The organism is Photorhabdus kleinii (assembly GCF_025384885.1).
In the GTDB taxonomy this organism is placed as follows: domain Bacteria; phylum Pseudomonadota; class Gammaproteobacteria; order Enterobacterales; family Enterobacteriaceae; genus Photorhabdus; species Photorhabdus kayaii.
The window spans coordinates 1-1185 of the sequence record NZ_JAJAFY010000141.1; the positions used below are offsets into that span (position 1 = coordinate 1).

General features: G+C 45.7%; 2 pseudogenes. Both read right to left on the minus strand.

Annotation, left to right across the window (positions count from 1 at the left end):
• A pseudogene (locus tag LG003_RS23030) lies at positions 1–502 on the minus strand (hypothetical protein); the annotation flags it as partial.
• A gap of 65 nt (positions 503–567) precedes the next feature.
• A pseudogene (locus tag LG003_RS23035) lies at positions 568–1185 on the minus strand (hypothetical protein); the annotation flags it as partial.

Sequence of the window (1185 nt, forward strand, 5' to 3'; positions counted from 1 at the left end):
AGACTTTATTAATCATCCCAACCGCTAAACAGTCTCCCGCGGCATTCAGGCTAACAGAAGTACCAAAGTACTCCCTCGCTTTAGGAGAAGGAGAAACAATACGCGTCATCATAGTACGTTTCAAACCTAACACCTGCGTGATCTCCATCCGCTCCCACCGCGATAAACTGAAAAAATCCGCAAACTGAACCTGCCGATCGGCATCCAATTTCAGATACCCTCCCCCATCAAAAGAGAGTCCACCTTCTGGCTTCAAGGATAGCGCCAAAGCCCCCTGTTCAAAGTTTAACCTGCCAGAATGCTGGGTGTTGAGGGCCAGTTTTCCTTTGTCATCTCGTTTCAACCCTGTGGTTGAGCCATCACCCTGAGCGCCATCAATGATTTCATATGCCTTATATGCCTCATCAATCAAGCGGGAAAATGCTTCCGGCATGAGTCGAACACCAGATTTAAAACTCGCTTTCAATGAGTCAATGGTATTAATTTCTTTATCAGTCATCACATTTCCTCAAAAGCCAGCCGTATTAGACAGTCACCGTCATCTGTTTTCTGTCTTCTGTATGGGCATCAATTGATATTCTCAAAGATATAAACTGCACCGGCTTTGAGCTTAAAATCGACACTCTCTGACGTTGCGCCAACAACCAAACTCGTCCCCGCCTTATTCAGGCCGATAGGCCCACCAAAACCATTTAAATTATCTGAATTGCCTGAAGGGTTCAAAATCTCCATAGGCGTTTCCATATTCCACTTATCATTCAGACAGGTATACACATACACCCGGGAAGCCGCCCCCACTGCCAGACGATCCCCAGCATCATTCAGTTCGAGAAAATTGCCAAAATATACGTCACTTGTAGGAGCCGAAAACTTAATGGGATTTTCTCTATCCCAGATCCCATTCGTGCGCGTATACAGATAAACCTCCCTAACAACATTAGTGGATTGATAAGAACTTGAACCCACCACCAGACGATCTCCCTCTGCATTCAGGCTAAAAACCTTGGTAAAACGACGTAATTCATCTTTAGGGGCCATAAACTTAATGGGGTTTTCGCTATCCCAGATCCCATTCGTGCGTGTATACACATAAATCGTGCTTATTGTGGAATCATCGTAACCATGCACCGCCAGACAGTTTCCTGCGGCACTCAGGGCGATAGCCTTGCCAAAATCAAGAGAACT